This window comes from Nostoc sp. (assembly GCF_036917235.1).
Taxonomy (GTDB): domain Bacteria; phylum Cyanobacteriota; class Cyanobacteriia; order Cyanobacteriales; family Nostocaceae; genus Nostoc.
Map to the genome: position 1 here is coordinate 1 of NZ_JBALDU010000083.1, position 26,573 is coordinate 26,573.

The window sequence follows — 26,573 nt, forward strand, 5'->3', positions numbered from 1 at the left end:
AACGAGCAGCGCGATTTTAATCACCTCCGCAGCAACCAAGTGCAAATTTCACAAGGCATCGCTACTGGATTCGACGAGATCGAACGCAAATTAGAACACCTTCTTGAGCAGGTCGGTGAAATCAAGTCCTGGTTAATCCGAAATCAAGGTATTATTCGCAGCGAGTAACTACTGGGGATTCACTCTAACGATTTGTCATGAAGGGGCTGAAAAGGTGGGTGACGAGGGATTTGAACCCGCAACCAATAGATTAAGAGTCTATTGCTCCGTTGAGTAGCATTTGAGTAGCGCGATCGCAGTTGGCGATCGCTAAAAACGAAAGATTACATACTTAATTGAGTAGCGGATGAGTAGAAAAAGGATGATAGCTACCTGAAGTGCTTACCAAGCAAGCATCCTATTTAGTTGTGTATGGAATTGGTGGAAATGCAAAAATGGAGTCATTAGTCATTGGTGCTTATAACTGACAAAGGACAAATAACAAATGACTTATTTTAAAGAGTGTACATTAAATCAGCAAAGCCATAGAGGCTGATAATGAGCAATAAAGATGCTGTTAGTTGAGTAATTCGCGTTTGGGGTGAGGGGGCGATCGCTTCCCGCACTAAGATGGAAATAGATGCCCCAACTACTAAGCTCAAGCCTAAGATTAAATAGGGTATATCGGGTAAAATACTGGCTATTGCCAGCATTGCGATCGCTAATAAGAGCATCAATAATTCTACAAACCTGGGCGGGTTGTATTGGCTAGATAGAACAAAGCTGTTGAACCAAAAAGACCAAAATCTCATATTTTAGTGCTGAGTTAAGAGTTAGGAGTTAGAAGTTAAGAGTTAGGAGTTATATATAGTCAGTGCTGATTGAGGAATTAAAGTTGTGAGATATGAAGCAGCTTTCCATTCAAAACTCTTAACTATTAATTCTTCACCGGAGGCGGAGCGTTTCCGGCTCCGCTCCTAACTTTTAACCCCTAGCTCCTAACTTTTGACCTGTGCCGTTCTTTTGTGCGATATCACTTTCTGGTAGTTCAACGCCAAAGACGCGGCTAAAAACTTTGGCGACTTTGTAGCCAGAATCAATCGATTCTAAAGGGTCTTTCCGCAGTCTGTGACGCAAACATAGGGTAATTACGCGATGGATATCATCAACTGTAACTTCAGTGCGTCCTTCATAAGCTGTTAAGGCTTTAGCGGCGCGGTTACTAACAATGTCACCCCGCAAACCATCCACATCCAATTCTGAACAGACTTCAGAAATTTTCACCCGCAGATCGTAGTCAATTTTCACTTCTGGCAAAAGCTGTTGAGCATTGACAATTTGCTGTTGTAATGATTCTTGCTGGGGTTTGTAATTTTCGAGAAATACTGGCGGGTTTTGGTCAAAATCCGCCCGTTGTTCCACGATTTGCACCCGCAAAGCTGGTTCTTTGACTGTGTGAATTTCTGCGTGCATCCCAAAGCGATCGAGTAATTGGGGGCGTAGTTCGCCTTCTTCGGGGTTTCCAGAACCCACAAGCACGAAACGCGCTGGGTGACGGATAGAAATACCTTCTCGTTCTACAGTGTTCCATCCACTAGCAGCAGAGTCGAGTAACACGTCTACAAGGTGGTCATCTAGTAAGTTGACTTCATCCACATAGAGAATGCCCCGGTTAGCCTTTGCCAAAAGTCCCGGTTCAAAAGCTTTGACACCTTCAGATAAAGCTTTCTCGATGTCTATTGTGCCACAAACTCGGTCTTCTGTAGCTCCTAGCGGCAGGTCTACCATTTGGACTTTTTTCTGAGCTACGGGAATTTCCGCCCCTTGTTCTAACAGTTGGCGGACTTCATCGCTCATCAAGTCAGGGTCGCTAGGATCGCTACTGAATGGGTCATTAGCAACCACAGAAATTTCTGGTAGCAGATCCGCCAGCGCCCGGATAGTTGTGGATTTCCCGGTGCCGCGATCGCCCATAATCATTACACCCCCAATTTTGGGGTCAATCACGTTCAATAGCAGCGCCAGTTTCATTTCTTCCTGGCCCACAATTGCCGTAAAAGGAAATACTACGCGACGCGCACTTGCCGTGGATTGAGCAGTTGGACTCACTAAATTACCTTAACAATATTTTTCTTATTACAGTTCTTCATTGTGACACAGGTAGGGCATGGGGGAATGTGAAGATCGGGAGCGGGGGAGCAGGGGAGCAGGGGAGCAGGGGAGCAGGGGAGCAGGGGAGAAATTACAGTAAGTTTTTCCTCCTTTGCCCCTCTGCTCTCAATACCAATATCTATTGGGCACAAATGCTTATTAGCTGCGTCAACTATCTTAATTTGTCTGCTTTAGTTTTTCTGGTGCAAAAGTTCCATAAGCAGGGAACGAACAACTACCAACTAATCAATCCTGTAGTAAGCATAAATACTTGTAAACTAGATGATTAGTAGATTCAATTATAAAAACAAGCAATGGCGTCTGTGGGTAGCTAATGCATCATTCAAATCTATGAAATCATCTTTTATTGTCAGAAGTTGGCGGCGACTACTCAAGTCTCTTTTTCCCATTCTCATTTTAATATCCTTTGTTACGGTATTGCTGGTGGACAGTTTTACCCCTGCCATCGCACAGATACCCCGTCAGGAAATTCGCGGGGTTTGGATGACCACTAATGATTTTGACACCCTCAAGAATCGAGACAAAGTGCAGGATGCAGTGAGTCAACTGCGACGGATGAACTTCAACACAATCTATCCTGTGGTGTGGAATTCTGGCTATGTGATGTATCCCAGTGCCCTAGCACAACGTGCAGGTATTCAACCTTTTATCTACAAAGGTTCAGATGGACATGATATTCTCGCAGACCTGATTACTCAAGCCCATCGTAAAGGATTGCTGGTGATTCCCTGGTTTGAGTTTGGTTTCATGGCTCCCCCAACCTCAGAACTAGCAATGAATTACCCGGATTGGTTCACACAAAAGCGCGATGGTAGCCAAACTTCGATTAGTGCTGCTGGTGAGGTGATGTGGCTCAATCCGTTCCTTCCACAAGTGCAACAGTTCATCACCAATCTTGTGCTAGAAACTGTTACCCAATATGATGCCGATGGCATTCAGTTTGACGATCACATGAGTTTGCCTCACGAATTTGGTTACGACCAATATACAGTTGCTTTGTATACCAAAGAAACGAAAAATCCTCCCCCAAAAAATCCTAAAGATGCGGCATGGGTAAAGTGGCGGGCAGATAAGATTACGGCATTCATGGTAAAACTTAATCAAGCGGTGAAGCAGAGAAAACCCCAGGCAATTTTCTCTGTTTCTCCTAATTACTATGATTTTGCTTACAAGTTTCACTTGCAAGATTGGCTAGGTTGGATGCGACAAAATATTGTGGACGAGTTAATTGTGCAAATTTATCGTCCGGATCTGAAAAGTTTTGTGGAAAATATTTCTCGCGCAGAAATTAAAGAAGCGCAACAAAGAATTCCAACTGGAGTTGGCATTATGACAGGGTTACGAAATAACCCAGTTCCTATGCAGCAAATTAAGTCTCAGGTGCGGGCTGCCCAAGAACGCGGTCTAGGCGTAACCTTCTTTTATTATGAAAGTCTTTGGAACGATGCTCTAGAATCTTTAAGTGAGCGACAAGCTGGATTTGAAAATCTTTTTCCATCTCCTGCACTCCGCGCCAGAGTTGAATAAATTTTCTGTTTAAGATGATGTTAATGAGTTCGTAGTAAAGACTTTAGTCCTTTTTTTTAAGCACTAAAGTGCTTACTACAAACTCTCAAAACTAACTTGATATAACTTCCTACTTCCCACTCCCTACTCCTAACTCAGCATGACAATCTTCTACCGAAGTACGTTGTCGCATGGCACTAACTAAAGTCTCGTAGCTAGACCAATTTTCTTGCAGTAGAGTTTTTGCCTGGAGAGCATGAAAACGCAGTTTTTGCTGATAAACTGACTCAGAAAAGCCTAACATTGTCAAGACTCCTATCAGCTTGCTTTTATCATCAGTTCCACCCTCAGCATTATTAAAAACCAGGGTTTCAGCAGCAATACCCGCCATCCAAACAGTGCAGTAGCGGTCTAACATTTGGGCGCTGATTTTACCTACTTCTAGTTGAGATGCTAATTCGCCATCATCAAAGCTAACGCCGCCTTGTCCAGGTTGCCCCTGTTTCCAGGCTTCCCAAGCGCTGAGTGTGTAGCCAGTAACGGGAATACCCAATAGGTAAGCAACCAAAAAATGCCCTGCTTCATGGTGGAGGATGCGATCGCGGTGTTCTTTTGAAAAACCAGCAATCCAATCTACAAAGATAGTACCACCCTTGCCTTGCAAGCTGAAGCTATCTAATGTCGCTATGCCTAAGATGGTGAAAGTAGCAAGTGCTGGTACTGCCGGTGATAAGTTGAAGAATGGCCCCACCAGTACCGATAGGGTCATGAGAAAGATAGATATTGCAACTAAATTTAGGCTAGTTTGGCTCATTGAGAGTTTTCTGAGAATCTGCTTAATCTTTCTACATTATGAGGCGATCGCACAGCTTTTATATCAAGCTAGTTCTAGACATTGCCTAATTTGTTCATCTCACACCTAATTAAATTACTGGCTTAATAACGGATGTTTTCTCTATCACTAGAATGATGGCTGCTTTTCCAGTCGCAGACATAATGTGACTTTAGTAGGTATAAAACATCAAATAGGAGATGAATGTGGCAGAACAATTCAAAAAGGGCGATCGGGTTGAATGGAACACTTCACAAGGTAAGACAACTGGCAAAGTAGTAAAGAAGCTCACTTCACCTACAGATATTAAAGAACACCATATTGCTGCAAGTGAAGATAACCCTGAGTACTTAGTTGAAAGTGATAAGACAGGAAAACAAGCTGCTCACAAGCCTGATGCTCTGAAGAAAGTAGAGGAGTAATGCTTAGTCATGAGTAAAGATGTTAAAGCCGTGATTGATGAGTTTTATCAAGTTGTCAATATGACATCTAAGGAACTAGAGTCTTGGCTAGATACGGATGAGTCACAAACTGTCGGGCAAAAGGATGGCGACGATGAGTCAATCGGTCATAAATCTGGACGGCGTATCATCCAGCTATTGCAGAGAAAGGATGATTACACCAACGATGATCTTTCGCACATGAAGAAAGTTATTAGTTACGTCCATCGTCACATGGCACAGAAGCCATCAGGTGATTTGAAACACACACACTCGTACTATTCTTTGAAGAATTGGGGACACGATCCACTGAAGTAAAGTACCTTATAGCCCGCCATTTAGGTGGGCAAATTCCTGCGATCGCCCTAAGTACAGTTTTGCGTAAAAGCATAGCATTGGCATTGCAGAGGGATGCATTGGCATTGCAGAGGGACGCATTAACATTGCAGAGGGACGCATTGGCATTGCAGAGGGACGCATTGGCATTGCAGAGGGACGCATTGGCATTGCAGAGGGACGCATTGGCATTGCAACGTATTGCCTTTCATTAATTCGCTACGAATTAATGAAATGCTGTACTAAGTGTTTACGCCGCAGAAACCACACAAAAACAGGTTTTTATAGCCGGATTTTAACTCCATATTGCAAAACCAGCCAATCCTGCCAAACTGGTAGCTGCGATCGTAGATTCACAAAAAATCAAGAGGTTAACACCTGCGCGATGCGTAAAGCGCAGCGCCAGCGCGAAAAGAAGATTATTCTTGCAGACGAGCAATTACACAGTGCATAACTTTAATTTCATTAACAATTCGATCCAGTTCTGTGGAGAGTGGAGTTTGTTCTCGAACGGCTTGTAATGTGGGAGTTAAAGTGTTGGAATTGGTAGCAATTTCTGATAACCGAGCAGTATGTAGCTGTTGGATTTGGTTGTGAATTGCTTCGAGATAGCTATCCAGCGCTGGTAATGGTTGAGGTGGCTGTCCCTGTCCAAGGGCATCTGCTAAATTTTCCAAAACTTGGACAATGGTATCAGCAAGTCGCTTTACTTCAGGAAATTGGTACTCACCACTAAATTCGCGCAGATGTTCTGCCAAAGTTGTTACCGAACTGAAAAAGCCACGAATGTATATCATCAGCGTCATTACAGGTTCGATTTCTCCCTGAATGTGACGAGGTTCGCTGAACAATCGTTGAGCTGCGGCGTTGGCGTTGGCGTTTTCTAGTGCTGCTTGGTGGCGTAGCATATTGATAGAATCAGCGATCGCATTATGTTCTGGATGGAGATAGTTAGCAATCACCTGTTGAAAGTAAGCAAGATTAGCTCGAATTGTCTTTTCCAGTTGTGCAGGAAGTTGCTGTCGTTCCCAACGGGGGAAAAGCAAATAGCTACCAAGCAATGCTAAGACACCCCCAGCCAAGCTATCGAAGATCCGCAATACTCCAACCTCCCAGCCACCTGCACTAATAATGTTGAGTAGCAATATGATGGCGGGAGTCAGCAGGATGGTAAATAAGCTGTAGCTTAACGATCGCACCGACATCGCAACAAACACAAGCAGCAGGAAACAAACTGCACTCGCTAATGAATTTTTAACTAGTAAAACCAGAGCAATACCGATAATTCCACCCAAAATAGTGCCAACGACTCTTTGGACTGTTGTCTGTGACGTTCCACCAAAGTTAGGTTTAAGTGCAACTAAAGCTGTTAGCGTTATCCAGTAGCCTCTAGGTAGTTGGAATAACGAGGCAAGTAATTCAGCAAGGGTTGTTATGAGTGCGAGGCGCAACGCATGACGAAAGAGGACTGAATCAAAAGTGAAGTTATTTCGCAGCGTATCAATAATTGTAGAACGCTCTGGTTGGGCTGGGGGGGAAATATCTCGCTGGGCAATGCTGTTACGCAGTTTTCCTTGGCTTAAATCTGTAACAATCTCTGCATCAGTATGAATTTGCTCTACTAGTTTTGTCAGACTGGCTGTAATTTTCCCAAGGTTGAGGAGATCGGAATATTCATCTGTCTGAGCATTGATGGTTTGATTGAGGATTTGAGAACGCAGAACTTGCCTTTGGTGTTCGAGTGCTTCAAGACTCCTATCGAGATCCCCTAAGTGAGGTGAGTTTTTTCCTTTGGCGATCGCTTGTGATAACATTTGCAGAGCAATTGCCGACTGTTGTATAACTTCCTGAATTTCTGGCTGCAACCGAGAAAATAGTTGATGTTCGGATGCGATCGCTAATAGTTCGCTCAGTGCTACAACAGAATTGACAATTTGATTTATATCCTCAATTAATACGAGTAACTGATTTCCCCTCAGGGTAGCTCCTCTTTGCCTAGTCCAGATAGTTGTCCAGACGCTACGGGCAGATGTTAAGTTTTGAATGACTGTATCTTGAGCTTGCAAAAATCGCTGTTCCCATTCCTGACGAGCTCTTGGATTTAATGCTCTCTGGCTTGCCAAGTCTACAAAATTGCTCAATGACAGATAACAGTTAGCGACTGTCTGTATTGCAGGTACATCAGGACGCACCGCCCACAATCCTAATGACAAGACAGTTGTCCATGTTCCACCAGCCAGACATAGCCCACAGTGTTGAATAAGAGTAGACAAATTAGAAAATGCAGCGAATCTAGCCAGCGCAATCACAAACATAATCGAAGTAATCAAGCTGACAGATGCAGCCACGTTGCCATAGAGGCTAGCTAAACCTGTGATAAATATCACCAAGAACGTGGTCGGGACAGCTAACCAGAGATGACTGCTAACCAGACTTGCGATTAGGAACATTACAGTTACCCCAATGGTAGCTGCGATCATAGCGATCGCTCGCTGACGGTAGGCTCCGTCAACATTTACCATCCCAACGAACCAAGCTGCCATAGTGGCGATCGCACTTTCAGCAGTATGACCTGTAATGATGCCAATTCCAATCGGGACACCCAGTACAAAAAGGCTACGCAATCCAGAGGCAATGGCGGGTTTACCTGGCTGGAGTTGAAACTGCTGCAACAACCAACTAAGAGGACGTTTATCTGTAAATGACATTATGAGACTGGCGACTATAACAAAGCGCGATCGCTTCTTACAGCATTTTAGCCATTCTTGAAATAACTATTTTTTTTCTGTAAGGAAGGCGATTAAACAATGGCGCATTTACTGAGAATGGTTTCCAGCCCATTCTGTACCTGTTCAAGTTCTTGGCGCTTTTGGTAAATCCACATCTTTTCAGCCTCACGTTGTTCCAGAGTTTCGTTGTGAGCTTTTTCCTGCTGTTCGAGGAGATTTTCGTAAAGTGCGATCGCTTGTGCGATTACTCGACTAGCTGATTCAATTCGGTTTTAAAAGACTGATGCGTAAGTCCTGAAATCTAGATAATGCAATAACTATTAACAGGTAAAAAACGAGTCAAACTAAATTAACCCCTGAAGAGTGAAAGTAAAATAAAATTATCCTCCACTTAAACCCCATCATGGTTATCCCAGAACTCGAACAACAACTCCTTCAGCTTTCTCCCAACGATAAACTAACTGTATATGATCCAATTCCTTGCCCAAAGCCTGACCACACACAACACCCACCCAAACCAACCCACCAAACTTTCAGAATTCTTCCGTCAATCTCCCTTAGCTGAACTCATCGAAGAACTCGACCTTAGCCGAGGCTTGACATTGCTAAAAACCCTCATTGAGTCCTTACAACCAGAAACCCAAACCGAAACCCCAGAATATCCCCTGACTAAATTCTATGGATGTATCGAAGATAAAACATTCTTTCGCCATCCCCAAGGACAACAACAAGAACGCGAACCCATCCTGTGAAATTTCTGCTAGATACTAACACTTGCATTATCTATATGCGTGGTAAAAATTTCACCTTAAAGCAGAAACTAGAAACCACTGCTACTAAAGATATTGCCGTTTGCTCAATCGTCAAAGCTGAATTATTTTATGGCGCAATGAAAAGTGCCAACCCAGAACTTAATCTTACCTTACAGCAAGAATTTTTAGCTCAATTTATATCACTAACGTTTGACTATCTCGCAGCAATGACATTTGGAATTATTCGATCTCAGCTAGAAGCATTAGGCACTCCAATTGGAGCTTATGATTTGCATTAAGTTAAGGTTGATTTTCCTTTTTGTTAGCTGATTCAGCATCGCTTATAAATCAATCAAGTGTTGTTAATACGAATACTTCCATCTGGCATAGTAGTGTTGCAAAAGATAGCACCTTCCAACCAAGGATTTTCACTGAGTTCTGCTCCACTCAAGTTGCATCGGGTAAAATTGACATTGCCCATACTAGCTCCTTTAAGATGGGCATCGACCAAGCAAGCATCGCTCTCTTACATTACGTTTAGTATAAAATTACTCAAAGACTACTGTTCTATTACCATATACTAATACACGATTTTGCAAGTGCGATCGCACCGCTCTTGCTAATACAATTCTCTCCAAATCTTTGCCTTTTCTCACCAAATCATCAACTTCATCACGGTGACTAACTCGCACCACATCCTGTTCAATAATTGGGCCTGCATCTAAATCGGCTGTGGCATAATGCGCCGTTGCCCCAATAATTTTCACACCCCGTTCAAAAGCTCGGTGATAGGGATTTGCTCCGATAAATGCTGGTAAAAATGAATGATGTATATTAATAATTTGCGGAAACTGACTAATAAAATCTGCACTAACAATCTGCATATATTTCGCCAATACAACTAAATTTATTTTGTACTGGCGGAGTAATTCTAGTTGTTGGGCTTCTTGTTCTGATTTATTGTCTTTAGTGATAGGAATGTGCTGAAAGTCAATATTAAACTGCTCTGCAACTACCTTTAAATTAGAATGGTTGCTAATAATTAAAGGAATTTCAGCAATAAATTCTTTAGCGCGTTGTCGCCAAATTAAATCAAACAGACAATGGTCTTGCCGACTTACCCAAATAGCAATGCGTGGTACTGTATCAGAAAAACGTAATTCCCACTTAGCACCTAAAGGTTGAGCAATAGCATTAAATGCAGGGGCAATAAATTCTCGCGGTAAATTGAATCCCTCTAACTGCCATTCAATACGCGTGAGGAATAACTCAGCAGCAAAATCTGTGTGCTGATCTGCATGGATAATATTACCACCGTTAGAATAGATGAAATTAGCAAACTTCGCTACCAATCCCCTTTGATCGGGGCAGGAAATCAGCAATGTTGCTGTCGGATTTGTCATAGTAACTTAGAAAAATAGTAAGATTTGAAGTAGAGTAGCACAGATGTGCTAACCCACTGTGCGTTACCGAAACATACCACAGAAACCGTAATTGCTTATTTACTATTTGTTGGAGTTGGTAAAGGGGTACTGAGTCCAGGTAGCTTCTGGCTATTATCTACAGGTTGTTTCCACTCTGATAATTCCCGATTGACGGCATTTGCAAAATCTGTAGATACTAACAGCACATTTATATTTCCGTCGGGTTTAGCAGTAGGGTCAGTTTGAGCATACAAGAAACGACCGTTAAAGTTAGATTTACCCAAAATCAACTGATGGCTTTGTCGGTTTTTCAGGGTGATATTAATAGTTGCTTGGGGTGGATCTAAGGCAAATTCTCCAAGCTCTTTTGCTGGAGTTGATAAAGTACGCTCGCTATTACCTTTGACTAACAAATCCATTAAATAAGAAACAATAGCGTCATTTGCTGGGCCCGATATCGGAGATTTGATTAACCACTTGGGGTTACTAGAAGATTGAGGGTTACGTTCCAGATTAAGAGTGATTTTGTTTGTCTTGACTGTTAAAGACTGCACATCATCTTCTGCAAAAGAGAAAATTTTCTGCTTTTGCTCTTTGACTTCTTGTCGCACAGTTGCACCCCGAATTTCATAGAAGTAAACAAAACCACCTAAACCCAGAGCTAGGAGTATTAAAATTAAAGTCGTTCGTGGCAATTTCATTTTTTAGTCATTTGTCATTTGTCATTGGGCAGGGAAAAAACTCTTCTCCAGTCTCTACTTGTAACTCCTAACTCCTAACTCCTAAATCACTTTTTACCGTCGTTTCCACCAAATAATAACTGCGATCGCAAATCCAATTAAGGGTAAAATCAACAGAGATGACAATATTAAAAGATTACCTTGTGTGTTTGTCAGGGTTATGCGCCGATTTTTCGGTTCTTTGGGACGAATGGAAAGGGGTTGCTGATCCTGTTGACTCAGCCAAGTAACTGAGTTGAGGAATACATCTCCATTTAATTGCTGTTGAAACAAACCATCGGTGGCGAAATCGGAATTTCCTAAAACTACTAACCGAGACTCGGTAGCTGTTTGAGATGAGGAAGTAGGGGAAGATGAAGGAGATGAGGAACTGGGCGAAGCCTTCCCTTGAGTCCTTGGTGATGGTAGGGGTAACGCTTGTGGAGTCTTGGGGGAAGGGGAAGGAGTCGGGCTAGTCTTGCTTTGGGTAGTTGGTGATGGTAAGAGTAACGCTTGTGGAGTCTTGGGTGAGGCTGAAGGAGTCGGGCTAGTCTTGCTTTGAGTGGTTGGTGAAGGTAGAGGTGAAGGTGTAGGTGAGGCTTGGGGAGTGGAGGTAGATTTGGGTGTTTGTTTTCTTGTTAAGGCAACACCCAAGGTTAGAGGCCCTTTGAGGTCTTTATCTGCATTAAACTCTAATTTTTCGCTTTGGAGGTCGCTTTCTGCCCAACTGCTGGGGTAGGGTTTGGTTCGTAGCAGTGGAGTAGCCTGAACACCAGGTACAGAGGTAATTTCCAGTGGTCGGGCAATCGGATAAAAGGAATTGCCGTTACCGAAATCTTTGGTAATTGGATGTTGTCCATATTCTGTGACTAAGGGCGCAGCAGGGCCAAGTCCCACGACGCTTTCGCCAGAGACATCGACTGCTAAACGATTATCTAGACGAACACCCCACTCTTGTAGCAAGCTGTTAAGTTTGGGATCGGTATTCGGATCGATCATCAGCAGTAAATTACCGCCGCGATTAAGATATTCTTGCAAAGCTTTGACTTCACCCTCAAACAGTCCTCGTTTGGGGCCAGCTACTATCACTACAGCCGCATCTTGAGGAACTTTGGAAGTTTCTCCTAAATTCAGAGGTGATGTTGTAAAGTTTTTATCGCCTAATCCCTGAACTGCTTGTGATATTGCATCTTTACCAGGCGAAAGTTGGCGTTCGCCATGACCTTGTAATAAGTAAACTTTGGCTGTGGTTGAATTTGTTAGTTGTTGCAGACGACCAGTTAATCTAATTTCTGATAATCGCTCATTTTCATTTATCGTCTGTACTAATTGCCGTTTATCCCCAGATTCTAAATAAACTTCTCCATAATCTTTGACACCAAACTTTTCTGCAAGCCCTGGTCTAGCTTGGGGGTCGATATACTCATATTTAAATTTTGAGCTTTGGCGCTGATAATTTTCTAGCAGTTCTCGGTCTTGGGGATTTTGGTTAATATCAAACACCCACACTTTAACTGGCTGTGGTAAAACTCTTACTAATTCACGTGACTGGGGTGCAAGAGTAAATAATTGAGCCTCTGTTAAGTCTGCCCGCAAGTGATAGCGAGTTCCCAAAAAGTTAATCAATCCCAAAATTGCTAATACTGCCAGAGTCGCCAATAAGGCATTAGTCCCAGCTTGGGTAGAACGACGGTTCCACCAGTTACTCTGGTAGCTTTGCCATATTATCCCCAATCCACTGATGACAATTCCTGTAATTAGAAATACTAATGGAATTAATCCCCATTGTTCAGAGACTAATCCAACTGTTAAGCCGACAGCAATTAGGAACGGCCCCAACCAAAACAGATATTTCCACAGTTTATTTTTTGCAACTATTTTCATATTATTTATACTGAAGTGAGGAGTTAGGAGTTAGGAATTATGAGTTTTAATAAAACACAATTCAGGAGTCAGGAGCCATAATTCAGAATTAATTCAATTATGTATAACTGGCGGATAGCGCAGCGTCTCGTAGAAAGCATCTGAATAAACGGGTTTAATTCTCCCACTTTCTTGTTCTGTATTCTGGATTTTGGATTTTTCTTCAACTCCTCACTCCTAACTTTTAACTCATAACTTATATAACTATTGCCTTTGAAAACGCAGTGCATCAATTGATTGAGCTGTAAGAAAGATGCCCAAAAAAATGTAACTTGCAAATAAAATTAAAGCGCTAGTATCAAAAATGCCTTGGATTAATGTGTTGTAATGTTTCAGCAACGATAGATAACCTAAAGCTTCGCCTACGGGGCCAGGAACAATTTTGGCGATTAAATCAATCAATAACAATAATAAGATTACTGCAAAGGTAAGAACGGCAGACAAAATTGTGCTGTCTGTTAATGAAGAAATAAACATTCCTACAGATAAAATTGCTGCTGCTAGTAAGATTAATCCAATATGACCCAATAAGGGAATTGAGGGTGTCATTGGTGGATTTGAGCCGCTAATGGCGATCGCTTCCAACACTAGCATGGGTAAAACCATTGTGATAAAAAATGTTATCACACCTAATAATTTACCTACAGCTACCGCCCAATTGGTGATTGGTGAGGTGGCTAACAGTTCTAAAGTGCCCCGCTTCCGTTCTTCGGCATAGAGTCCCATCGACAGTATGGGCAGGATAAATAACAATAGCCATCCCATACGATCCAAAAATGCTCGGACAAATTCGTAAGGGACATCTATCGGGGGTACTGGTACTCCCAGCTGTTGCCCTTGTGCATCTATTGCCGCAACTCCTACCAAAATGCCGTCTGGCCCTAGCAAAATCATCACGAAGAATAACCCGGCGATTAACCAAAATATGCCTGCGATCGCATAAGCTAAGGGCGATACAAAATAACTCTGTAACTCTCGGCGATAAATGGCAATAATATTACTCAGCACTATACCCATTTACGCTGCCTCTCCTTCTTTGTCTGCTGCTAAGTCTACCTCAGGATCGAAATTCTTTTCTTCTGTGGTCAGTTGCAAGAATACATCTTCTAAGGTGGCGTTAACCCTCCGCAGTTCATGTAAACCGAATCCCGCACGCACTAATGTTGTGGCAATATCGCGTCCTGGTTCTTTTCCTGGTTGCGATATCACCCGCAGGTAAGCGCGGTTTTCCTGGGGTTGATGTCCGTGCATTCCGGCTGTCGGAATTGATTCTATCAGGCTCACACCCGCGACTTTTTGCAATACCTGTTTCGCTAGGGCAGCTTCTCCTTCTATTTCCAATTCGTACCCTGAACCACCTGTCAACTGAGTCATCAGGTTTTCTGGTGTATTAGTTGCCACCACTTTACCGCGATTGATAATGGCGACGCGGCTACAAGTCATACTCACTTCTGGCAGAATGTGCGTGGAAAGAATAATTGTGTGAGTACCAGCGAGACTTTTAATTAAATTCCGCACTTCAATTATTTGTCGAGGATCGAGTCCAACGGTAGGTTCATCCAAAATAATCGCTGGGGGATCGTGGACGATCGCTTGAGCAATTCCGACTCTTTGGCGGTATCCTTTTGAGAGTTTGCGGATAATTACCTTTCGCTTATCTTCTAAGTTGCAGCGTTCGATGGCGGCTGTCACCTTATTGGGGCGATCGCCTGCTGAAACTCCCTTAATTCGGGCGACAAAATGCAAAAATCCCTCCACCGTCATGTCTGGATATAACGGCGGTGTTTCGGGTAAATAACCAATTCGTTGGCGCACAGCCAGAGAATTTTCATGGACATCATAACCAGCAATCCGGGCATTTCCATTGGTTGCCGGTAAATAACCAGCCAGAATCCGCATGGTTGTGGTTTTTCCAGCGCCATTGGGGCCTAACAGCCCTAAAATCTCCCCAGGTTCGACGCTAAAAGTGACATCAGTAATCGCTGGGGTAGAGCCGTATATTTTACTCAGATGTTCAACTTCAATCATCCGTATAGTGGCGATCGCAATTTATAGAATACCCAACAATCTTAGATCGCAATATTGAGTATGGGGGACTGGCACTAAGATTAGCCGACAAAGGGTAAAGTTCCTGAAAAACCTCTTTAGGGATTTCCAAATAAAAAAATCCCAAATTTTCTTGTGGTATGGGTGTCCTCACCCGTCTCATAATCGGTGGTGACGAATTCGTAATTCTCCTGGAAGGTATTTCTGGTATTGAAAAAGCTATTCAATTTACTGAGCGGATTCTAAAAGATTTTCAAACACCATTGATACTTAATGATTCGGAAGTGGTTATCAGTACAAGCATCGGTATTGTCTTAGGAACAAATAAGTCAAACTACAAGTAGGCGATCGCGTTGTTATTATCTCCAGTGCTTAAGTAAATATCCTGGCAATATCAATTGCTTACTTATGCATTTAAATTTCAATATTGATGTCCAACAAATAAATAGTAATATGGCAGTTAATTACCGACAGCCAATATTTTATACTTATCTTTTTCCTGAAACAGATATTATTATATATTTGTTATTATAAATCAGTTTCGTGTTTGTATTTAGTATTTTAGATTAGCAAAACAGTGCAATTTATCTTGATGGATCGAGCTAAACTTTTGATTTACATATCAGATAGCTAACAAATAAACCTCTAGCAAAAGAGGTTTTTACAACTCAGCAAAAATCTATCTAGAGATAAGTTACTAAAATTTACAAACTAGCTTAGGCTATATACAGTCTTTGTAATGAGTATTGGTTGTTCCAAAAACTTTTCATGCCCCATATTCATTATTCTCAGTTACTGCGTTATAGCATCGTTGTATTAATTGTCGCACTTGCACTAGTGCTAATGTTGATGCTAGACCCCTGGTTAAACATGAGCGGAACTCCTTTCCTGCTGTTTTTTAGCGCTGTAATGTTGAGTGCTTGGTATGGTGGTTTGAAGTCAGGGTTATTAGCAACTTCTTTGTCTGCATTACTAAGCAATTACTTCTTTCTCTCCCCAGCTTATGAGCTGAGTTTTGACTTCTCTAATTCTGTACGAATTGGGTTGTTTGCATTACAAGGATTGCTCTTTAGTATCTTATGTGAGGCATTAAAGACTGCGAAAAGACGAGCTGATATAAATCTGCAACAGCTGAAAGTTAGTGAAGAAAGATTTCGATTAGCGTTAAGTAGTTCAGATATCGTGGTATTTCAGCAGGATCGTGATTTGCGATATCAGTGGATTCATAATCCTCAAGGCCTAGACACTGCTGAGGAAATGTTAGGTAAGTCTGATGATGAATTATTTCCAGCCTCAGTAGCAGAGCAATTGCAGGCAATTAAGCTAAAGGTAATAGAGACTGGTGTTGCAACCCGTGAAGAGGTTTGTCTGACAACTTCTGGAGAAGACTGTTTTTATGATTTGCTAATTGAACCACTAAGGGATGCAGACAATAGCATTTTAGGTATTATCTGTGCAGGTGTGAATATTACTGAGCGCAAGCAGGCTGAGGAAAGACTCCACTATATTGCCCAAATTAGTAGTTTACTCTCTACTTCGCTAGATTATGAACAAACCTTAGAACAGATCGCTAAAATCTCAGTTCCCCAACTAGCTGATTGGTGTAGCGTTGATATTTTAAATGAAGATGGTTCCATTCGTCGTCTACCCATTGCCCATGCAGACCCATCGAAAGCGGAGTTGGCGCGTAAAATTCAGGAGTATGTGACAGATTACAAGGGTACAAGTGCAATTACTAGAGTACTGCAAACCGGGCAAAGCGAATTGCTCTCAGAGGTATCTGATTCGCTATTAGTGGCGACTACTCAGAATCAGGAACACTTAGAACTTGTTCGGCAATTGGGGATGAAGTCTGTAATGATTGTGCCGTTAATCGCAAAAGGGCGAGTACTCGGCGCTATCAGCTTTGTCACCGCAGAATCAAACCGTCGCTACGATCGCACTGACCTAACTTTAGCAACAGAGATTACCCATCGTGCGGCCTTAGCAGTAGAAAATGCCCAACTTTATCGAGACATCCAGCAAGCTTTAGTCCATTATGCCGAATCTTTATCTCTCCTAGATGCGTTGCTAGGAGCGGCTCCTGTTGCCGTATGCTTTTTGGATCGGGAACTGCAATATATCCGCATTAATCAAGTTTTCGCAGACATCAACGGTTTAACTATAGAAGAACATCTAGGACGCAAATTTAGGGAAGTTTTGCCAGCGATGGCGGCTGAGTTAGAGCCACAGTTACAGCGCGTGTTAGATACTGGAGAACCCCTGCTGAATATGGAAATCATTGGTGAGACAAGAGGACAACTAGGACGTTATGGTTACTGGCTCGGCAACTATTACCCAGTTGATAACGCAATGGGTGAAACGGTAGGAATTGGCATTATTTTGGCAGATGTGACAGCAGCCAAGCAAACAGAAGTTGCTTTGCGAGAAAGCGAAGAAAGGTTTCGGGCAATGTTCAATCAGGCAGCTGTGGGTATTACTCTAGTAGCATTGGATGGACAATTTCTGCAAATTAATCCTGCTCTGTGCGAAATTACTGGGTATAGCCATGAAGAGTTAATTCAAATGAACTTTCAGGAAATTACCCACCCTGACGACTTAGAAGTTGATTTGGAAAATGCTCGGCGAGTTGTAGCAAAAGAAATTAGTGGTTATTCCTTAGAAAAGCGCTACATCCGCAAAGATGGTTCTATAGTTTGGGTAAATCTAACTTCATCAGCAGTTTGGGATGCGAAGGGACTTCCAATGTATGCATTAGGGATTATTGAAGATATTAGCCATCGCAAACGAATTGAAGCCACACAAAACTTTTTAGTCGAAGCCAGCACCTTACTAGCTGCCTCATTAGATTATGAAATCACCTTAGAAAATGTGGCAAATCTAGCAGTTCCAACTTTAGCAGATTTGTGCATTGTAGATGTCTTTGAGGAAGATTGGTCAAGTAAACAAATTGCGATCGCAATTGCCGATCCCACAAAACTGAATACTTTAGACGAAATCCGACGGCGTTATCGACCCAAAAGCAAAGCCAAACAGCTTGTACGGCAGCTAAGGCTAGGAATATCTATCTTTTATCCCGAATTATCTGACTCTAATCTCGTAGATATGTCTGAAGACAACGAACATCTGCAATTGCTGCAAAGTCTGGGTATTCGTTCTCTGATGGTGATTCCAGTTCGTTCCCGCGGGCAACTATTTGGAGCAATCTCTTTTTTTACCGCCGAATCTGGTCGGTACTATCAACAAACAGACTTGGCTTTAGCAGAAGATATTGCTCGGCGGGCAGCGATAGCCATCGACAACGCCAGACTTTACCAGGAAACTGAACGGTCTGTCAATCGTACAGTACTTTTACAAAAAATAACTGCTGCCTTCTCGGAAGCCTTAACTCCCCAACAGGTGGCTGATGTAGTGGTGAACCAAGGCATTGCCGCCTTGGAAGCTACTGGTGGTTCCGTTGTCTTACTTACTGAAGGAAATACTACCCTAAAAGTTGTGCAAGCAATTGGCTATCCGCAAACGCTCATAAATACTTCGACAAGTTTTCCGCTCGTAGCACCTAACCAAATAGCAGAAACAGTCAGAACTGGGCAGCCAATTTTTTTAGAAAATTTAGCAGCCATGATTGCTAGATATCCCGACTTAGCAGATGTTGTGACTGTTATAGCGAATAATGCCTGGGCTTCCATTCCCCTGATAGTAGAAGGTAAAGTAATTGGGGCTTTGGGATTAAGCTTTACTCCTCTTCAAATATTTAACGAAGAAGACCGGGGATTTATGTTGACACTGGGACAGCAGTGTGCGCAAGCCATCGCCCGCGCTCAACTTTACGAAGCTGAAAAGACTGCCAGGGCACAAGCCGAGACAGCCAACCGGATTAAAGATGAATTCCTCGCTGTCCTTTCCCATGAACTCCGAACTCCCTTGAATCCGATTTTAGGGTGGGCAAAGTTACTCAGAACCCGCAAGTTCGACGAAGCTACTAAAATCCGAGCATTGGAAACAATCGAGCGGAATGCCAAGTTACAAACTCAATTGATTGGAGATTTACTTGATGTTTCGCGGATTTTGCAAGGTAAGGTTAGGTTAAATCTCCATGCAGTGGATTTGAAAATAGCGATCGCATCTGCACTAGAAACGGTGCGTTTAGCAGCAGAAGCCAAATCGATTCAAATTCAAATTATCTTAAGTAATGATATCGGCAAAGTTCTTGGCGATGGCGATCGCTTGCAACAAGTGATGTGGAATCTCCTCTCCAACGCCGTTAAATTCACACCTACAGATGGGCTTGTAGAAGTGCGTCTACAGCAAGTTGGTTTAGACGCTCAAATCCAGGTAATTGATACAGGTAAAGGAATTAACCCGGAATTTTTACCCTATGTCTTTGATTACTTCCGCCAAGCAGATGCTAAGACAACCAGAGTTTTTGGCGGATTGGGATTGGGACTGGCAATTGTCCGTCATCTAGTAGAACTTCATGGTGGCACAGTTCAGGCAGAGAGTCTGGGAGAAGGACAAGGAGCTACCTTCACAGTCAAACTACCTTTGCTCAAAAATTCTGAGTTGCGAGTTAGTAGTGAAGCTTCTCAAGCAGAACTCAGTACTGACGAGACATTACTGGCTGGAGTACAAATACTGCTTGTGGACGATCAAGCTGATGTGCGAGAATTTTTTAGCTTTGCGCTGGAACAATATGGTGCGACAGTAACGGCAGTTGAATCAGCAGATGAAGCGCTGCAAACATTAGTGCAATCCCACCCAGATATCCTCTTAAGCGATATTGGAATGCCCTTCATGGATGGCTATATGTTGCTGGGCGAAGTGAGAAAATTACCGCCAGAGCAAGGCGGACAAATACCTGCGATCGCTTTAACTGCTTATGCAGGAGAAATTAATTACAACCAAGCAATGGCAGCAGGATTTCAAAAACATCTACCTAAACCCGTCGAGCCGGTGGATTTAGCCGCAGCGATCGTTAGTCTCATTGGCCACACTTCACCTTCAGAGTAAATAAACTCTTTAATTTCTCTTCTTTCCTTTAGAAATTAAATAGGTCTTTTTTATTTTTCTTCAGAAATTTGCCGTTTTCAAATTGATGTTATACATTGGTGCTCAGATTTTAATCAGAGATTTATTTACCAATGAAAACCCAACAGTTCAGTTCAACAACCCTAGAAAATAGACCTACCAAGACCAAAAAACAGTCTTTTCCTGGTAGGAGTATTGGTACTCCTAAAGTACCATTTCATAAATGCCATAAAATAGTACAACAACATGAGTTACTTAGTGACTGGGAACACGCGAGTTAATTTAGTAACGTACTCTAGCTAGCTACGATCTAAGCTGATGTACTACTCTCGATATCCAGTCAGACATTAACTGATACCAATTCTCTATGGAGTTGCACTTAATAACGAAGTGATGATATAATCCCATCCACAAATAGAAGCGTAGTTTACCGCCGTAGGCATCGCTTCTGCTGAGATGGAACTCTTGAACCTGTTTTAACTTCCGTCTTAATTGATCTTTAGGCCCCTCGCTTATTCACCATCAAATTTTCTTAGCACCTTGGTATCAAGAAATGGAAAAGTATTTAGTCACCAAAGAAGAGATTGAGTCTTATGAAGGACTAGAAAAAACACATTTTCTCAACTCCAATGCTCGCAGACTGAATAAGTCTTTAGGGGATTTGACAGGTTTAAAAAATATCGGTTTCCACATCATTGAAGTAGAGCCTGGACGTGAATCAACGGAGCTTCATATGCACTATCACGAAGAAGAGTGCGTATACGTTCTTGAGGGAGAAGCTGAGGCAACAATTGGAGAAAGTGTTTATCCAGTTAAAGCAGGAGATTTTATTGGATATCGCGCTGGTGGTAAGCCGCACAACTTGAAAAACACGGGCAATTCTATATTCAAATGTATAGTGGTTGGTCAAAGGCTAGACTATGATATCGGTGATTATCCAAATTTGCAGAAGCGTATATATAGAAGCAAAGGTTTAAAGTGGAATCTGGTCGATATGGAAAATATAGCTGAACCAGTAGCAGGTAAGAAGGCATAACAGGTAGAATGCATTTCCTCATGATTTCTTTGGCTCTATTGCCATGAGCCAACAATCTGAGTATTCTCCTTCATGCAGTTCATTTGCGGGCAATAGCTTTACTTTCACAAAACCACATTTTTCATAGCAGCGAATAGCACGATGATTATCAACGTGTGAATCTATGACATTGATAGCAACTAATATAAGTTATAAGAAATATCTATCTTCTGACATAAGTTGTGAAAAAAAGGGAAATTTCATTTCTGCTTTCTAAGAATGAAATTTCCCTTATACCCTTATAAGACCCTTGAAATCAAATATTTATCCACAGGTGAAATTTACTTAGTTTCCGCCAGATACAACAGCTTTATGATGTATCGCAGTATCTTCGGGCTTTCTCTGCCATTTGCCATCATTGCCTGGTTCGTATTCATTTTTTACACTATTCCAAGCAATATCAAGCGCACCCTCTTCACTCAAAGTATCACTTTGAGCAGCATTAAATGCCGCAACGAAAATTTGTTGTGCGTGTTCAGGCAGTTGTCCTTTGATTTCTTCAGATAATTCATCTATTTTGTTATAAGGCATGAGCTCACTCCGATTATCTTAACTTGAGTCCATGCTAAAGAACTGGTAATCTAATTTCCTCCTTCTCTAAGTAGAGAACCAAATAATCATACTTTTGGCTGAGTCAAACAATTTTTAAATCAGGGATGCAATGATATTAATACTCATAGCTAAAATGGTGGTATTGAAAAAGAAAGATAAGATGCCATGTAACAGAGTCAAGCGTCTCATGTTGGGTGATGTTGTCTGCACATCTGAAACTTGACTGGTCATGCCGACAACAAATGAATAATATAAAAATTCCCAGTAGTCTGGATAGTCGTTATGAGGAAAATCTAAACCTCCGGTGATTTCTTCACTATGATTACGATTAATATATTTGTAATAGCTATGTGCATATTGCACTGCAAACATCGTATGCACTAGTAACCAGGAACCGACAATGGTCATAATTGAAAGTATGACATGTAGGGTAAGCAGAATTATTGACAATCCTTTTTTATGAGTTAATAAAAACCCAATCGCTAAAACACTGGCACAAGCCGCAGCAATCACCAACATAAATATAGCCAAATGTCCTTCATATTCACTCTCAGCATAACGGCGAATTTTTTCTGGGTTAGCCTTGGTCATTTTCCACCAAGTTATAGCTAAGAAAAAGTCAATACCGGAGTTCCAAGCGCAGAGAATACGAGTAGGTAACTGCAGAGAATGCGGCAGGATTACTAAAACTAATACAGCGAGTCCGATAGCAACTATCAGTCGGGGTCGAGGGTCAAAATTTTTAAATAAATTAAGTTTCACAAATATTGCAATCGCAGAGTTTAACTAATTGGTAATTCATAATTTTCGGTGAAATATCACACCACATTTCACAATCGTCATTCTAGATTTTACTAGGGTTTGAATCCACATAAATAGATGGACAAAAATATTTACAACCATTGCAAACCAAGTGAATCAATCCAATACTCTGCGAATGTCTCACTAGTAATAACATTGTGGGGGTTGCATTGCGGGATGATTTTACTATTTTTGTGGGATGGGCAACATGAGCGTCCCTTGTATTTCCGGGCGGGCAGGATGCCCACCCCACAAGAATCATCCCTTAATTCAGCAACGCCACATTGTGTAATTAATTTTGCCCAACTACTTACTTATCCCAGTCTTTAATTTCCAATCCTTAGTTCAATTACAAATTAATTGAACTTGGCTCTAATCGTCTCTATTCGTTGACGATTAACACCCAAATCGCTCTGACCCAAACGTGAAGCTGAACGCACCTGGATAACATTGGCATTCCGGTCTAGATAAAATTCTACATCATCCACAAATCCGAGTAAAGCACTTTTAAATTCTGCATATAAATAATCTTTACTTTCGGTAATGATTTTGGTTCTTGGTAAAGACTCAATAATCTGTTTAAGATTAGTAATCGCTTCTTCTGGAGTAGATGTAAAAGTCAGTGGTGCAATTTGGTGAGATGCATCTGGACTCTGACTAGAAACGCAGTTAGGGGAATTAGGGCAGGATGCTAATTTACCGTTGCTAATACCTAAATTATTTGGTCGTTTGCCAGCAAAAACCATAATTATGTCTCCGGGTAAGTGAATAAATATACTCTCACATATTTGTTTGAATCACTGTGATACTTTGCTGCGATCGCATCTTCTGTCACTAAAACATCGGTGATGCGATCGCTCTTTATGACTGATATTTGACTTTTTCATAAAAAAAGCCTGTATTTATTGCTCAATAAAGCTTACAGGCTATATTACATCTATACGAGTCACTTCAGACTAGGCGATACTCAAATTAACTCGGACAATCAAATCGTTGTAATCTCGATCGCCGCCATTTGCCAAATCCTCAAAGCCAAAAGCGTTATTCCCTAACAGACGAATATGATCTGCTTGGTCAGTGTTAGCACCCAAGAAGGAGAAGTAAACCGCCGGATCGTTATTGGGATTGCTATCAAGAATTGCATCAGCCCCGGCATTAACAATGATAAATGGGACGAAAATAGCACCAGGTTGGAAAGTGCCTGTAAAACTTGCTGTACCTTCGTTAGCTACACTCAAATCAATACCAGCGACACGGTTACTAATCGCAGCTTGAGTATAACCCGCCTGTCCAACCAGCACATCTGCTGTACCATCGCCATTGGTATCGATGCCACCATTCTCATCAGTTATCTGATAAAAGCCGACAAAGTTGTTAAAAGCTGCTTCTCTATGAACTACAAATTCGGCTTTTACCAATTGTTTCACATCCCGTAAATCAATTAGTTCGGGTTCATATTTTCCTTGAAGACCAGTACCTAGAGGTGGATCTTGGTCTGTTGCTGCAATCTTGAAAACCAAATTCTGGAAGTTGAGAGAGAACCCTGTATCGTCCACATTCGTATCCGAGGAAAAAAGCACCTGAGAAAACGGGGTTTGTCCAGATAGCACCGCCTGAGTAGTGCTGCTACGGATTAAATAAAATCTTAGATTGCTCTCAGAGTTGAATTCCAGTAACCTGCTCAGTTCAGTGGGATTAAAACCATTGGGTAGTTTGGCAAGAGATGAAAGAAGCACCGTTGCTCGTTGGAGAGCTAGTTCGGTGTAATTTGCAGCACCAGGGGCTACGCCGTTAATCCTCCCTTCGGCATCGTCAACGACAAATAGACCCAGTTCATTGACTTCTTCGGAGGTGTTGCTTTTAATCTTGACTGAGAGTTTGGCTTTTTCACCGTTAACTTGATTTTTGATCGTAAAGATATCACCTGTAATTCTTGTAAGTAGGCTAGTTGATTCAGCCTCAGGAGTAATCCCTTGAGCAACGGTGAGTGCAAACACATCACTAATTTCAGCAAGAGCCGGATCTGTGGCGGTGACTTGAATGTTCAAGCTACCCAAGTTATTATTCGTAGGAGTGCCGCTGAAGGTAAGCTCATTAGCATTGAAGCTTAACCAACTGGGTAGTGGGTCGCCGTTGTCTAAGGTAGCAGTGTAGGTTAGGGTATCTTCAATATCTACATCGCTAAAGGTGTTTTCAGGGATAGTGAAGTTGAAGGTAGTTTCTGCCGTAACTTTTTGGTCAGCGATCGCTCGATCTACAATTGGTGGATTGTTGGCTTTAGCAATTGTGAGTGCAAATACATCGCTAATTTCAGCAAGAGCCGGATCTGTGGCGGTGACTTTAATGTTCAAGCTACCCACATTATCATTCGTAGGAGTGCCGCTGAAGGTAAGCTTATTAGCATTGAAGCTTAACCAACTGGGTAATGGATCGCCATTGTATAAGGTAGCGGTATAGGTCAAGGTATCTTCAAGATCCACATCGCTAAAAGTGTTTTTAGAGATAGTGAAGTTGAAAGTAGTTTTTGCTGTGGCTTTTTGGTCAGCGATCGCCCGATCTACAATTGGTGCGCTATTGAACTTAGCAACTGTCAGTACAAACACATCACTGACTTCATCCCCAGAAATATCTTTGGCAGTGACTTTGATATTCTGATTACCCAAATTCTCCATCGTCGGAGTACCACTAAAATTCTGGGTAGCAGAATTAAAAGTTAGCCAACTGGGCAGTGGATCGCCGTTTTCGAGAGTAGCAGTGTAGGTGAGGCTATCACCAGCATCGATATCAATGAAAGTATTTTCTGGGATAGTGAAATTAAACTGCGTATTTATGACTACCTTTCGATTAGCGATCGCTTCAACTAACTCTGGCGCATCGTTAACGTTCTTAACAGTGAGTGCAAAATCATCGCTGACTTCAACCCCAAAAATATCCCTAGCAGTAACTTTAATGTTGAAGTTACTCACATCAGCATTTAAGGGAGTGCCATTAAAGGTTTTGGTAGCAGCATTGAAGCTTAACCAACTGGGTAGAAGATCGCCGTTGTCAAGAGTGGCAGTGTAAGTGAGGCTATCGCCAGCATCGACATCAATAAAGGTGTCTTCTGAGAAAGTGAAATTGAAAACCGTGTCTTCTGTTGCTTCTTGGTTAGCAATTTCATTCATCACCTCTGGCGCATCATTGGCGTTTTTAACAGTGAGTACAAACACATCACTGACTTGAGCAAGAGAAGTATCTGTGGCAGTAACTTTAATATTCAGACTACCCACATCCGCATTTAAGGGAGTGCCACTGAAGGTTTTAGTATCGGCATTGAAGCTTAACCAAGTCGGCAGAGTGTTGCCGTTTTGCAAGGTTGCAGTGTAGGTGAGATTATCGTCAGCATCGACATCAATGAAGGCGTTTTCTGAGAAAGTGAAATTGAAAACCGTGTCTTCTGTTGTTTCTGGATCTGCAATTTCATTCGCCACCTCTGGCGGATCGTTGGTGTTGTTAACGGTAAGTACAAAAACATCACTGACTTGAGCAATATCTGGATCTGTAGCAGTAACTTTAATGTTGAGGCTACCCACGTTTGCATTTAAGGGAGTACCACTTAAGGTTTTGGTCGCAGCATTGAAGCTTAACCAACTCGGTAGAGAGTCGCCGTTTTCGAGGGTAGCAGTGTAGGTGAGGCTATCGCCATCGATATCAATGAAAGTGTTGTCTGGGATAGCGAAATTGAAATCTGTGTCTTCTGTTGCTTGTTGATTAGCGATCGCCTGAAATACCTCTGGCGGATCGTTGGTGTTGTTAACGGTGAGTACAAAAACATCACTGACTTGGGCAAGAGCAGTATCCGTAGCAGTAACTTTAATGTTCAGGCTACCCACGTTTGCATTCAAGGGAGTACCACTGAAGGTTTTGGTAGCAGCATTGAAACTTAACCAACTCGGTAGAGAGTCGCCGTTTTCGAGGGTGGCAGTGTAAGTGAGAATGTCGCCAGCATCGACATCCTTAAAGGTGTTGTCTAAGAAAGTGAAATTGAAACCCGTGTCTTCTGTTGCTTCTTTGTCTGCGATCGCCTGAAATACTTCTGGCGGATCGTTGGTGTTGTTAACGGTGAGTGTAAAAACATCATTCGCTTGGGCAAGAGCAGTATCTGTGGCGATAACTTTAATGTTGAGACTACCGACGTTTTCATTTAAGGGAGTACCACTGAAGGTTTTGGTAGTAGCATTGAAACTTAACCAACTCGGTAGAGGGTTGCCGTTTTCAAG

24 protein-coding genes and 1 pseudogene are annotated in these 26,573 nt (G+C 42.1%); 9 read left to right on the forward strand and 16 right to left on the reverse strand.

Annotation, left to right across the window (positions count from 1 at the left end; genetic code table 11):
• Window positions 1-494 precede the first annotated feature (494 nt).
• Together V7K44_RS23655 and bchI are read right to left on the reverse strand one after the other, a co-directional pair.
• Complete coding sequence (locus tag V7K44_RS23655) at window positions 495-791, reverse strand: hypothetical protein (protein ID WP_094348316.1); 297 nt, start codon at window positions 789-791, stop codon at window positions 495-497.
• 172 nt (window positions 792-963) lie between these two features.
• Window positions 964-2,088, reverse strand: coding sequence for a magnesium chelatase ATPase subunit I (bchI, locus tag V7K44_RS23660; protein ID WP_334934954.1), 1,125 nt, complete (start codon window positions 2,086-2,088; stop codon window positions 964-966).
• A gap of 324 nt (window positions 2,089-2,412) precedes the next feature.
• On the opposite strand from bchI, the gene V7K44_RS23665 reads away from it, so the two are divergent.
• Complete coding sequence (locus V7K44_RS23665; RefSeq protein ID WP_334934956.1) at window positions 2,413-3,678, forward strand: glycoside hydrolase family 10 protein; 1,266 nt, start codon at window positions 2,413-2,415, stop codon at window positions 3,676-3,678.
• A 109-nt stretch (window positions 3,679-3,787) separates the two neighbouring features.
• Here V7K44_RS23665 and V7K44_RS23670 read toward each other — a convergent pair whose 3' ends face one another.
• A complete protein-coding gene (locus V7K44_RS23670) occupies window positions 3,788-4,471 on the reverse strand; it encodes an ATP-dependent Zn protease (RefSeq protein WP_334934958.1) in 684 nt (227 codons plus the stop codon).
• A 224-nt stretch (window positions 4,472-4,695) separates the two neighbouring features.
• On the opposite strand from V7K44_RS23670, the gene V7K44_RS23675 reads away from it, so the two are divergent.
• Complete coding sequence (locus V7K44_RS23675) at window positions 4,696-4,911, forward strand: DUF2945 domain-containing protein (protein WP_094348753.1); 216 nt, start codon at window positions 4,696-4,698, stop codon at window positions 4,909-4,911.
• Between the two features lie 9 nt (window positions 4,912-4,920).
• Window positions 4,921-5,247 carry a DUF3140 domain-containing protein gene (locus V7K44_RS23680; RefSeq protein WP_334934960.1) on the forward strand — a complete coding sequence of 109 codons (327 nt, stop codon included), beginning with the start codon at window positions 4,921-4,923 and terminating at the stop codon, window positions 5,245-5,247.
• 6 nt (window positions 5,248-5,253) lie between these two features.
• Here the strand turns inward: V7K44_RS23680 and V7K44_RS23685 are convergent, their stop codons facing one another.
• Together V7K44_RS23685 and V7K44_RS23690 are read right to left on the reverse strand one after the other, a co-directional pair.
• Window positions 5,254-5,451 carry a hypothetical protein gene (locus V7K44_RS23685; RefSeq protein ID WP_334934962.1) on the reverse strand — a complete coding sequence of 66 codons (198 nt, stop codon included), beginning with the start codon at window positions 5,449-5,451 and terminating at the stop codon, window positions 5,254-5,256.
• A 233-nt stretch (window positions 5,452-5,684) separates the two neighbouring features.
• Window positions 5,685-7,973, reverse strand: a complete 2,289-nt coding sequence (locus V7K44_RS23690; RefSeq protein ID WP_334934965.1) for an FUSC family protein — start codon at window positions 7,971-7,973, stop codon at window positions 5,685-5,687.
• A 488-nt stretch (window positions 7,974-8,461) separates the two neighbouring features.
• On the opposite strand from V7K44_RS23690, the gene V7K44_RS23695 reads away from it, so the two are divergent.
• Together V7K44_RS23695 and V7K44_RS23700 are read left to right on the forward strand one after the other, a co-directional pair.
• A complete protein-coding gene (locus V7K44_RS23695; RefSeq protein WP_334934967.1) occupies window positions 8,462-8,746 on the forward strand; it encodes a hypothetical protein in 285 nt (94 codons plus the stop codon).
• Window positions 8,743-9,045 carry a PIN domain-containing protein gene (locus tag V7K44_RS23700; RefSeq protein ID WP_334934969.1) on the forward strand — a complete coding sequence of 101 codons (303 nt, stop codon included), beginning with the start codon at window positions 8,743-8,745 and terminating at the stop codon, window positions 9,043-9,045. Before V7K44_RS23695 ends, V7K44_RS23700 begins: the two co-directional genes overlap by 4 nt.
• Before the next feature lie 53 nt (window positions 9,046-9,098).
• On the opposite strand, the gene V7K44_RS23705 is transcribed toward V7K44_RS23700, so the two are convergent.
• The 6 genes from V7K44_RS23705 to V7K44_RS23730 form a co-directional block, all read right to left on the reverse strand.
• Window positions 9,099-9,257 (reverse strand): pentapeptide repeat-containing protein, encoded by a 159-nt coding sequence (locus V7K44_RS23705; RefSeq protein ID WP_334934971.1) that lies wholly within the window; start codon window positions 9,255-9,257, stop codon window positions 9,099-9,101.
• A gap of 37 nt (window positions 9,258-9,294) precedes the next feature.
• Complete coding sequence (gene purU / locus V7K44_RS23710) at window positions 9,295-10,149, reverse strand: formyltetrahydrofolate deformylase (RefSeq protein WP_334934973.1); 855 nt, start codon at window positions 10,147-10,149, stop codon at window positions 9,295-9,297.
• A 95-nt stretch (window positions 10,150-10,244) separates the two neighbouring features.
• The gene (locus tag V7K44_RS23715; RefSeq protein WP_334934976.1) at window positions 10,245-10,871 is read right to left on the reverse strand and encodes a DUF4340 domain-containing protein; all 627 of its coding nucleotides are present in this window, start codon (window positions 10,869-10,871) and stop codon (window positions 10,245-10,247) included.
• Window positions 10,872-10,964: 93 nt separating this feature from the next.
• Complete coding sequence (locus V7K44_RS23720) at window positions 10,965-12,773, reverse strand: GldG family protein (RefSeq protein WP_334934979.1); 1,809 nt, start codon at window positions 12,771-12,773, stop codon at window positions 10,965-10,967.
• 243 nt (window positions 12,774-13,016) lie between these two features.
• Window positions 13,017-13,829, reverse strand: a complete 813-nt coding sequence (locus V7K44_RS23725) for an ABC transporter permease (protein ID WP_334934981.1) — start codon at window positions 13,827-13,829, stop codon at window positions 13,017-13,019.
• Window positions 13,830-14,840 carry an ABC transporter ATP-binding protein gene (locus tag V7K44_RS23730; RefSeq protein ID WP_334934984.1) on the reverse strand — a complete coding sequence of 337 codons (1,011 nt, stop codon included), beginning with the start codon at window positions 14,838-14,840 and terminating at the stop codon, window positions 13,830-13,832. It lies immediately after the preceding gene.
• A 158-nt stretch (window positions 14,841-14,998) separates the two neighbouring features.
• Here V7K44_RS23730 and V7K44_RS23735 point away from each other — a divergent pair, with 158 nt between their 5' ends.
• The 4 genes from V7K44_RS23735 (at window position 14,999) to V7K44_RS23750 (ending at window position 20,922) form a co-directional block, all read left to right on the forward strand.
• A complete protein-coding gene (locus tag V7K44_RS23735; protein ID WP_334934987.1) occupies window positions 14,999-15,202 on the forward strand; it encodes a diguanylate cyclase domain-containing protein in 204 nt (67 codons plus the stop codon).
• Window positions 15,203-15,626: 424 nt separating this feature from the next.
• Window positions 15,627-19,868: a PAS domain S-box protein gene (locus tag V7K44_RS23740; RefSeq protein ID WP_334934989.1), complete on the forward strand. Its 4,242-nt coding sequence runs from the start codon at window positions 15,627-15,629 to the stop codon at window positions 19,866-19,868.
• A gap of 131 nt (window positions 19,869-19,999) precedes the next feature.
• Window positions 20,000-20,167, forward strand: a complete 168-nt coding sequence (locus tag V7K44_RS23745; RefSeq protein ID WP_334715838.1) for a hypothetical protein — start codon at window positions 20,000-20,002, stop codon at window positions 20,165-20,167.
• A gap of 272 nt (window positions 20,168-20,439) precedes the next feature.
• Entirely contained in the window at window positions 20,440-20,922 is a 483-nt protein-coding gene (locus V7K44_RS23750) for a cupin domain-containing protein (RefSeq protein ID WP_334934992.1), read from the forward strand.
• Between the two features lie 18 nt (window positions 20,923-20,940).
• Here V7K44_RS23750 and V7K44_RS33285 read toward each other — a convergent pair.
• From V7K44_RS33285 to V7K44_RS23770, 5 genes and pseudogenes are all read right to left on the reverse strand, one after another.
• Window positions 20,941-21,090: pseudogene (locus V7K44_RS33285) on the reverse strand (GNAT family N-acetyltransferase); the annotation flags it as partial.
• 156 nt (window positions 21,091-21,246) lie between these two features.
• Complete coding sequence (locus V7K44_RS23755; RefSeq protein WP_334934994.1) at window positions 21,247-21,492, reverse strand: ChaB family protein; 246 nt, start codon at window positions 21,490-21,492, stop codon at window positions 21,247-21,249.
• Window positions 21,493-21,606: 114 nt separating this feature from the next.
• A complete protein-coding gene (locus tag V7K44_RS23760; protein ID WP_334934996.1) occupies window positions 21,607-22,275 on the reverse strand; it encodes a DUF1345 domain-containing protein in 669 nt (222 codons plus the stop codon).
• A 395-nt stretch (window positions 22,276-22,670) separates the two neighbouring features.
• The gene (locus V7K44_RS23765; RefSeq protein ID WP_334934998.1) at window positions 22,671-23,060 is read right to left on the reverse strand and encodes a DUF1499 domain-containing protein; all 390 of its coding nucleotides are present in this window, start codon (window positions 23,058-23,060) and stop codon (window positions 22,671-22,673) included.
• Window positions 23,061-23,270: 210 nt separating this feature from the next.
• A partial coding sequence (locus V7K44_RS23770; protein WP_334935000.1) for a putative Ig domain-containing protein occupies window positions 23,271-26,573 on the reverse strand: 3,303 nt, incomplete at its 5' end.

Excerpts from the sequence above, each read along its gene's own strand:
- V7K44_RS23655 (WP_094348316.1), bottom strand. The coding sequence starts at position 791 with ATGAGATTTTGGTCTTTTTGGTTCAACAGCTTTGTTCTATCTAGCCAA.
- V7K44_RS23665 (WP_334934956.1), top strand. The coding sequence starts at position 2,413 with ATGATTAGTAGATTCAATTATAAAAACAAGCAATGGCGTCTGTGGGTA.
- V7K44_RS23670 (WP_334934958.1), bottom strand. The coding sequence starts at position 4,471 with ATGAGCCAAACTAGCCTAAATTTAGTTGCAATATCTATCTTTCTCATG.
- V7K44_RS23680 (WP_334934960.1), top strand. The coding sequence starts at position 4,921 with ATGAGTAAAGATGTTAAAGCCGTGATTGATGAGTTTTATCAAGTTGTC.
- V7K44_RS23685 (WP_334934962.1), bottom strand. The coding sequence starts at position 5,451 with ATGCGTCCCTCTGCAATGCCAATGCGTCCCTCTGCAATGCCAATGCGT.
- V7K44_RS23690 (WP_334934965.1), bottom strand. The coding sequence starts at position 7,973 with ATGTCATTTACAGATAAACGTCCTCTTAGTTGGTTGTTGCAGCAGTTT.
- V7K44_RS23695 (WP_334934967.1), top strand. The coding sequence starts at position 8,462 with ATGATCCAATTCCTTGCCCAAAGCCTGACCACACACAACACCCACCCA.
- purU (WP_334934973.1), bottom strand. The coding sequence starts at position 10,149 with ATGACAAATCCGACAGCAACATTGCTGATTTCCTGCCCCGATCAAAGG.
- V7K44_RS23715 (WP_334934976.1), bottom strand. The coding sequence starts at position 10,871 with ATGAAATTGCCACGAACGACTTTAATTTTAATACTCCTAGCTCTGGGT.
- V7K44_RS23720 (WP_334934979.1), bottom strand. The coding sequence starts at position 12,773 with ATGAAAATAGTTGCAAAAAATAAACTGTGGAAATATCTGTTTTGGTTG.
- V7K44_RS23725 (WP_334934981.1), bottom strand. The coding sequence starts at position 13,829 with ATGGGTATAGTGCTGAGTAATATTATTGCCATTTATCGCCGAGAGTTA.
- V7K44_RS23730 (WP_334934984.1), bottom strand. The coding sequence starts at position 14,840 with ATGATTGAAGTTGAACATCTGAGTAAAATATACGGCTCTACCCCAGCG.
- V7K44_RS23735 (WP_334934987.1), top strand. The coding sequence starts at position 14,999 with ATGGGTGTCCTCACCCGTCTCATAATCGGTGGTGACGAATTCGTAATT.
- V7K44_RS23740 (WP_334934989.1), top strand. The coding sequence starts at position 15,627 with ATGCCCCATATTCATTATTCTCAGTTACTGCGTTATAGCATCGTTGTA.
- V7K44_RS23745 (WP_334715838.1), top strand. The coding sequence starts at position 20,000 with ATGAAAACCCAACAGTTCAGTTCAACAACCCTAGAAAATAGACCTACC.
- V7K44_RS23750 (WP_334934992.1), top strand. The coding sequence starts at position 20,440 with ATGGAAAAGTATTTAGTCACCAAAGAAGAGATTGAGTCTTATGAAGGA.
- V7K44_RS23755 (WP_334934994.1), bottom strand. The coding sequence starts at position 21,492 with ATGCCTTATAACAAAATAGATGAATTATCTGAAGAAATCAAAGGACAA.
- V7K44_RS23765 (WP_334934998.1), bottom strand. The coding sequence starts at position 23,060 with ATGGTTTTTGCTGGCAAACGACCAAATAATTTAGGTATTAGCAACGGT.